10 protein-coding genes are annotated in these 6,381 nt (G+C 62.2%); 3 read left to right on the forward strand and 7 right to left on the reverse strand.

What is annotated here, in order from left to right; all coding sequences use genetic code 11:
• From PLN84_RS12245 to PLN84_RS12255, 3 genes are all read left to right on the forward strand, one after another.
• Window positions 1–318 (forward strand): DUF86 domain-containing protein (locus PLN84_RS12245; protein ID WP_348532116.1); only part of this gene is annotated, 318 nt, incomplete at its 5' end.
• Complete coding sequence (locus PLN84_RS12250; RefSeq protein WP_292384093.1) at window positions 294–617, forward strand: nucleotidyltransferase domain-containing protein; 324 nt, start codon at window positions 294–296, stop codon at window positions 615–617. The genes PLN84_RS12245 and PLN84_RS12250, both read left to right, overlap by 25 nt.
• A gap of 122 nt (window positions 618–739) precedes the next feature.
• Window positions 740–958 (forward strand): hypothetical protein, encoded by a 219-nt coding sequence (locus PLN84_RS12255; protein ID WP_292384091.1) that lies wholly within the window; start codon window positions 740–742, stop codon window positions 956–958.
• 548 nt (window positions 959–1,506) lie between these two features.
• Here the strand turns inward: PLN84_RS12255 and ablB are convergent.
• From ablB to PLN84_RS12290, 7 genes are all read right to left on the reverse strand, one after another.
• On the reverse strand, window positions 1,507–2,343 hold the full coding sequence (ablB, locus tag PLN84_RS12260; RefSeq protein ID WP_292384089.1) for a putative beta-lysine N-acetyltransferase: 837 nt from the start codon (window positions 2,341–2,343) through the stop codon (window positions 1,507–1,509).
• Window positions 2,333–3,646 carry a lysine 2,3-aminomutase gene (gene ablA / locus PLN84_RS12265; protein ID WP_292384087.1) on the reverse strand — a complete coding sequence of 438 codons (1,314 nt, stop codon included), beginning with the start codon at window positions 3,644–3,646 and terminating at the stop codon, window positions 2,333–2,335. The genes ablB and ablA overlap by 11 nt, the downstream gene beginning before the upstream one ends.
• A 523-nt stretch (window positions 3,647–4,169) precedes the next feature.
• Window positions 4,170–4,730 carry an acylphosphatase gene (locus PLN84_RS12270; protein ID WP_292384086.1) on the reverse strand — a complete coding sequence of 187 codons (561 nt, stop codon included), beginning with the start codon at window positions 4,728–4,730 and terminating at the stop codon, window positions 4,170–4,172.
• 123 nt (window positions 4,731–4,853) lie between these two features.
• Window positions 4,854–5,288 carry a DUF86 domain-containing protein gene (locus PLN84_RS12275; RefSeq protein ID WP_348532117.1) on the reverse strand — a complete coding sequence of 145 codons (435 nt, stop codon included), beginning with the start codon at window positions 5,286–5,288 and terminating at the stop codon, window positions 4,854–4,856.
• A gap of 2 nt (window positions 5,289–5,290) precedes the next feature.
• Window positions 5,291–5,719 carry a nucleotidyltransferase domain-containing protein gene (locus tag PLN84_RS12280; protein ID WP_292558858.1) on the reverse strand — a complete coding sequence of 143 codons (429 nt, stop codon included), beginning with the start codon at window positions 5,717–5,719 and terminating at the stop codon, window positions 5,291–5,293.
• Window positions 5,720–5,760: 41 nt separating this feature from the next.
• The gene (locus PLN84_RS12285) at window positions 5,761–6,039 is read right to left on the reverse strand and encodes a hypothetical protein (protein ID WP_292384080.1); all 279 of its coding nucleotides are present in this window, start codon (window positions 6,037–6,039) and stop codon (window positions 5,761–5,763) included.
• 133 nt (window positions 6,040–6,172) lie between these two features.
• Window positions 6,173–6,381 (reverse strand): transposase (locus PLN84_RS12290; RefSeq protein ID WP_348532118.1); only part of this gene is annotated, 209 nt, incomplete at its 5' end.

A 6,381-nucleotide genomic window follows, 5' to 3' on the forward strand; every position in this document is an offset into this window, starting at 1 on the left:
TTTAGTCGTGGGAGCAGTCACAAAGAGTTTCAAGAGGCCGTGGAGGCGGTTACGGATATATCTGCGCTCATCCGCCGGATGCTCTACTCCTCCGCACAGGACGATTACACCAATCTCGACTATCTGGTGACCGAAGGGATCATCGATCCGGAGACCGGGAGAGATATGAAATCTGCGAACGGGCTGAGAAACCGTCTGGTTCACGAATATGACAGTGTCAACGACCAGATCGCGTATGCCGCGCTGCAGCGGCTCATGCCTCGCCTGCGCAGGTTCTCAGAGGAGGTGCTGGTATGGCTGGATGCGGACAGGACCTGATCCTGGACCACTTCCGGGAGGTCCTCCCCTCGATCAGGGCCATTCTGCTCTTTGGCTCGCGTGTCATGGGCTACGCGGGCCCCAAGTCCGATATCGACCTCTGCCTGATCCTGGACGAGGGGGCGGACAGGACTGCGGTGCATGAGAGGATGCTCCTCGCCCCGGAGGGATACGATATCGTCGTATACGACGAGATCCCCTGGTATCTCCGGGGAGGGATACTCGAGCGGCACTGCATCGTATACGCGGAGGACCCCGGCGACCTTGACTTCTGGCTCTACAAGCAACGCCGGATCTGATCGGATATGAAGCGGCGTCAGCAGAAGGCGTCCGCCCGGGACCTTCTGAAGCGCATCGGGCACTCCTGACCGGTTCGCAGGCATCCCGTTATGGCGGGCAAGACGACTTCGATCGGTATGCGATGTCCAGGGCGAAGAGAGTACAGTTTGACGACATCCGGTTCTTCGTATCGCCCATCGAGCTGCAGATCCCCTATAAACTCAATCTCGGGAGCGACAAGGATATCGAGGATGCGGTCTATCTCTGGATGTTGTTCCGGGAGATGCTCGATGGCGATCTCCTGCGAATGTTCATGGAGCGCCTGCAGGTCGGGGGGGAGCCGTATGGAATTGAGGTTTGATCGCGAGAAGAACCGGCAGGAGCGGCTGGCTTTTGTCCGGAGACATGCCCTCCGGGTCAGGGAAGTCCCGAACGAGGTCTGGAGCGCAGAGAGGTCGACCTGATCGACGCGTTCTTTGAGAATGCCGAAAACTTCGCTCTTTCCCGGTCCGAGTACCTCCGGATGCACCGGGCCCGGCGGGACCGTCCTAAACCGGTGCACGGTGACGGGTAGTTTCAGAACAGGTGAAAGAGGGGGGACCCGACTGCATGGTGAGTGTATCCATTCCGGATCGGAGCATGCGCCTTCCTCGCGAGCGTGCTGTTCCACGGGCACGCCGAGGGGATATCCGCTCCAAAAGCGGCATACCCTGGAGGACAGAATCGTTTCCAGCCATTGGTTCAAATTTGTTCCACATGGAACAGAATGCATCCATGCAGATCGCTGCTCTCCTGACCGGGGTGACCTGCACCTCCGAAAACCGGCAAACGAGCGTGTGTGACCTGAAGCCGGCACGACTTCCGTTCTTTCACCTGAGGCAGTACGACCCCGCCGGGAGGTCCGCCCTGTCACCGGCCCAATGAGTGGTACCAGACGTTCATGCTCTCGAACCCGCCGCAGATGTTGGTGTTGTTGACGAGGGTCCCGGCCCAGGCGTAGCCGGCCCGGGCGAACGTGGCGTTAATGGGGTAGGAGAGCGCCCGGGCGATGGTGAAGGCGGTCTTGAGGCCGGCCGCCCGCATCTCCTCTTCCATCCGGGCGAGGAGGAGGAGGGAGAGGTTCCTGCCCCGGAAATCCGGGTGGACGGCGAAGTCGGTCATCTCGACGTTCCCGTCCTCGGGGTAGACCTCCGCCGAGGAGGCCGCTGCGATCGTGCCGTCGTCTGTGCGGACGACGAAGTAGCGGTAGTCCCCGGCCATCGTCTCCCGCAGGTAGCCGGGGTCATCGATGGGGAACGGGTAGGTAGCAAAGACCCCGCCGTAGAGCGCGGCGAGGTCGTCCGCATCGTCTTCGGCCGCCAGGGTGCACGTCCAGCCCGGCTGCAGCGCGGACGGGGGGCGCCGGCCGGTGTTTCTAGTGGTCGCAAGGACCGCATCGGGGTCGCCCCGCTCCCGCCGGCGCTCCGGGTCGAGGAACTTCGCCACGAAGCAGCCGTCCTCCCTGCCCCGGAAGAACCCCGGCACCCGCGCCTCGACGGCGTAGCCGCGGGCGAGAAAGAGGGAGAGGGCGGAGGCGGGGACCTTCGCGAAGATCTTGGAGTAGCCTTCGGCCTCTGCGAGCGCATCAAGGCCGTCGAGTATGCCGGGGAGGTCAGCGGGCGCGAGGTGCATCACGTAGACCCGGTCGCTCACCTTCCCGTGCTGGACGCGGGTACGCCCGATCGTCGTGACGGTGTCAGTTGTCATTTCTCCGCTCGAAACGCTCGGTGTTCTCCGGGACGAGCGCGGTCGTCGGGTCCTCGTCGGAGAGGAGCTTGACGATCCCGACCGCCTTGGACTCATCTGCTCCCTCAAGTTTCAGGTACTGCCCGCAGGTCGCGCACTTGCGGTCGCACCAGACCGGCTCGTAGGAGTCGGGCTCGCGGTAGGTGGTGATCACGCCCTCGAAGTTCCGGAGCACCACCCGGTTCGTGGACCAGGAGATGAGGTACTGGGGCATCACCGGGATCTTCCCCCCGCCGCCGGGGGCGTCGATGACGTAGGTCGGGACCGCGAACCCGCTGGTGTGGCCGACAAGGTTCTCGATGATCTCGATCCCCTTGGAGACCGGGGTGCGGAAGTGGGCGAGCCCCTCGGCGAGGTCGCACTGGTAGAGGTAGTAGGGGCGGACACGGTTCCTGACGAGTTTCTGGACCAGGGTCTTCATGATCCGGGGGCAGTCGTTCACCCCCGCGAGGAGGACGGTCTGGTTGCCGAGCGGGATCCCGGCGTCGGCGAGCCGGGCGAGGGCCTTCTCCGACGAGGCGGTGATCTCGGCCGGGTGGTTGAAGTGGGTGTTCACCCAGATCGGGTGGTGGCGGGCGAGCATCGTCACAAGATCCTCCGTGATCCGGTAGGGGAGGACGACCGGGACCCGGCTGCCGATCCGGACGACCTCGACGTGCTCGATCGCGTCGAGCTCGGTCAGGATCCAGTCGAGGTAGTCGTCGGGGAGCATGAACGGGTCGCCCCCGGAGAGGAGGACGTCGCGGATGCAGGGGTTCTCGCGGATGTAGTCGAGGCCCGCCAGGATCTCGGCCTCTGAGGGGACGGAGTCGACGTCCCCGACCTTCCGCTTCCGGGTGCAGTGCCGGCAGTACATGGCGCAGACGTTGCTGACTAAAAAGAGCACCCGGTCGGGGTAGCGGTGGGTGATGCAGGGGGCGGGGTGGTCGGCGTCCTCGGCGAGCGGGTCCTCCATGTCCTCGGCCTCGACCTGCAGCTCCGCCGGCGATGGGAAGCACTGCATGAAGACCGGGTCGTTTGCGAGGTCGTCCGCGTCGATGAGCGAGAGGTAGTAGGGGGTTATCCGCAGGGGGAACCGGTTCACGGTCTCTTCCAGCGCCCGCCGTTCGTCCGCGCCGAACGAGACGCCGAGCAGCCGCTCGAACGTGGAGATATCGGTGACCGCGTGGCGGACCTGCCACCGCCAGTCCCGCCAGACTTCGGCGGCGGTGCCGGCGTCGATCCGTTCTGCTATCTCCTGCTGGTTGGTTGATAAAATGGCCATTTCCAGTTCCTCCGGGTCAGAACTGTACCGCCAACCATATATAAGTGGATCGATCTCCCCGTAAAAGGCCGGGAAATCGGAACTGAGGCTGTAAAATGGGGATTTAAGGGAGGAGCGTCCGGCCCTCCCGGGGAGCGGGAGCACTGGCAGGTGCGACTTGCGATGGTCCGAAGGACCGGATCTTGAGAAAACGCGAAGCGTTTTCGGGGCCGGAGCTTGAGCACCATCAGGTGCGAACGGGGTTCGAGCACCGGGGGTGCGAGTCGCGACTCGCGATGGGCCGCAGGGCCTGAGCGGGAGCACCGGCAGGAACGACGTTCCACGGGAATGCGATGGTCCGAAGGACCGGAGCTTGAGCACCATCAGGTGCGAACGGAGTTCGAGCACCGCAAGGTGCGAGTTGCGACTCCTTCCCGGGCACGGGCGGCATCTTCGGCGGTCAATTGTCCCGGTCAGCCAGGAGTCGTGCCCTGGGACGGCCACATGCATGGCCCGGGGTAGTTGACGCGGGATGGAGAGTTATTCAGACCTGGATGCCTGCCCGGGCAAGCGCATCCTTGATGGAGACGAGCTCCTTCCGGATCTCTGCAAATTCGTCGTCAAGGTGCTTCCTGGTATCGCTTCTGAGTCCCGCTATCTCTTCTTTCGTCTCTCGCGCGATCTGGAGCATCTGGTCCTGCTTATCCAGCATCGTGTGCTGCAACTGGAGGTTCTGGTCCCGTTTGTCCAGCATCAGGTCAAATTTAGTATCCATGCTGTGCAGTAGATTCCCGGCGTAATCCATCCGCTCAAACGTCTCCTCCTGGATGTCTCCCCGGAGGATCTCAAAATCGGCGTACTTCCCTGTTGCTTCTTCCCATCTGACAGTGAACGATCTGACTGCAATGGGTCTTCGTATGATATTGATCTCGTTGATGAAATCCCGGAGATCCTTCTCGTTCCCCTCTGCAACGATCTCGACCTCCCCGGTATCGAGGTTCTTCACGTACCCCGAGATATTCCGTTCGAACGTCTCGTTGTACACGTACTCCCGATAGCCGACCCGCTGGACACGCCCCCGTGCAGTGGCCACAAAGCGTTTCATTCAATTTCACTCTGTATGGCGGGCATAAATAGTTTCTCCGGACCTGCATTTTGCCCGGCGAAGTCCTCCCCGATCCTGCCGGGACCCGAAGAGCGGCAGCGGAAGGACATGTATGACGTACAGTCACTCCGGGAGGAGGCGGTCCCGGAGCATCGCCCGAACCAGATCCCGGTACCGGTTCACGACTAAAAGGTCGTCCTGGAGCACTCCATAGACCTCGTCCAGGTCCAGCCGGCAGTAGAGGTGGACCAGAACATTCCGAAAGCCCGCGAGGTCGGAGAGCCGGACCCCGAGATCTTCCGGGATCACCCCCTCATCACAGAGGATCATGAAACTCTCCCGGTAGGTTTCGGGCCGCCGGGAGCTGGAGGCCGCGACCAGGTGGTTCGCGACATCGATCGATGCCTGGATGCTGACGAGGAGCGCATGCAACACCATATTCCTCTTATCGCGGTCGTTTCTCAGATCTTCAAGGGTGATGGACCGGTAGCGTTCCCAGTCTCGAGCTGCCTCGTCCAGTTCCCGGAGGTGAGCGAGGACCCCTTCGTCCCTGACCATTTTCAGGCCCTCGTGAGCAGAACCCGGTCGAACCAGTCGAGCGTGTCTGCATAGTCGAGGTACAGGGAGAGCACGCCCGCCTCGTACCGGATCCTCCGCTCTCTGTCGCGCAGGAATACGGGTCGGCCGCTCTTGATGACTTCGTACTGGAACGAGACCGGGACGGTGTTGAGGATCTTCACGTCGGCCTCAAAACGGTAACAGAACCCTCGCTCAAGTTCTCGCTCGATCTTCCGCGCCAACCGCATCGCCTGGTAGGGGGTGGGCTCGCCGGTGACGAGGATTGCCACGTCCACGTCGCCGAAATCCCCCTGCGAGAACGTTCCGAAGACATATCCCACCTCGATCTCGTCAAATCCGGCGAGGACCGTGCGGATGGTGCGGAGAACTGCTTCTCTCTCCTCCGCATCCAGCAGGTGGCGTCGTCTCATATCGTTGTATCTCTTCCGCATCGCATATCATTCTTTCCCGCTTACCGGCAGATCCCCCCCTTCCCGTCGCAGGAGAGGGGCCGGCAGTTGACGTAGACCGGGACGACCTGCCGGGTCTCCTCCCTGAACGCGGAAAAGACCCGGCGGACGGTGGTGGTCTTCCCGGCCCCCGGCGGGCCGCGGAGGACGGCGCCCCGGAGGAGGAAGGCGAGTTCCTTGACCTGGGCGTCGCGGTGGTGGAGGTGGTCGGGCATGGAGGCGAAGTCAAAGACATCAGGATCTCTGAAAAGGGTCTGCTCGACGCGGAGGAGACGTTTCATAGGAGAGACTGGAGAAGAGGGGATTGGTGAACTACCCCCCGCTTGCGCAGGGGGCTTCCTGCGAGTGTCCGGGGACCACGGGGATCCTCGGGCCTGTTTGTCGCAGATTACCGGCGAACTGCCGGTAGCCCGTCTACAGGGCATCTTGTGATAGGAACCGCACCATGATATTGACCGCACTGTTTTGGTCGCGATCCATGCAGTTCCCACATTCACAGTTCATAACTCGTTTCCCGAGCGGCATATCGTGAACCGCTCCGCAGACACAGCAGGTCTTCGTCGTGTACCGTTCATCGACTGTTATTACTCTCTTACCTGCAAGGGCTGCCTTGTAGGTCAACA

Origin of the sequence: Methanoculleus sp. (genome assembly GCF_035363275.1) — an archaeon.
Taxonomy (GTDB): domain Archaea; phylum Halobacteriota; class Methanomicrobia; order Methanomicrobiales; family Methanoculleaceae; genus Methanoculleus.

What these genes read in the sequence shown, in the direction of transcription:
- PLN84_RS12250 (WP_292384093.1), top strand. Translation starts at nt 294, where the DNA reads ATGGCTGGATGCGGACAGGACCTGATCCTGGACCACTTCCGGGAGGTC.
- PLN84_RS12255 (WP_292384091.1), top strand. Translation starts at nt 740, where the DNA reads ATGTCCAGGGCGAAGAGAGTACAGTTTGACGACATCCGGTTCTTCGTA.
- ablB (WP_292384089.1), bottom strand. Translation starts at nt 2,343, where the DNA reads ATGACAACTGACACCGTCACGACGATCGGGCGTACCCGCGTCCAGCAC.
- ablA (WP_292384087.1), bottom strand. Translation starts at nt 3,646, where the DNA reads ATGGCCATTTTATCAACCAACCAGCAGGAGATAGCAGAACGGATCGAC.
- PLN84_RS12270 (WP_292384086.1), bottom strand. Translation starts at nt 4,730, where the DNA reads ATGAAACGCTTTGTGGCCACTGCACGGGGGCGTGTCCAGCGGGTCGGC.
- PLN84_RS12275 (WP_348532117.1), bottom strand. Translation starts at nt 5,288, where the DNA reads ATGGTCAGGGACGAAGGGGTCCTCGCTCACCTCCGGGAACTGGACGAG.
- PLN84_RS12280 (WP_292558858.1), bottom strand. Translation starts at nt 5,719, where the DNA reads ATGAGACGACGCCACCTGCTGGATGCGGAGGAGAGAGAAGCAGTTCTC.
- PLN84_RS12285 (WP_292384080.1), bottom strand. Translation starts at nt 6,039, where the DNA reads ATGAAACGTCTCCTCCGCGTCGAGCAGACCCTTTTCAGAGATCCTGAT.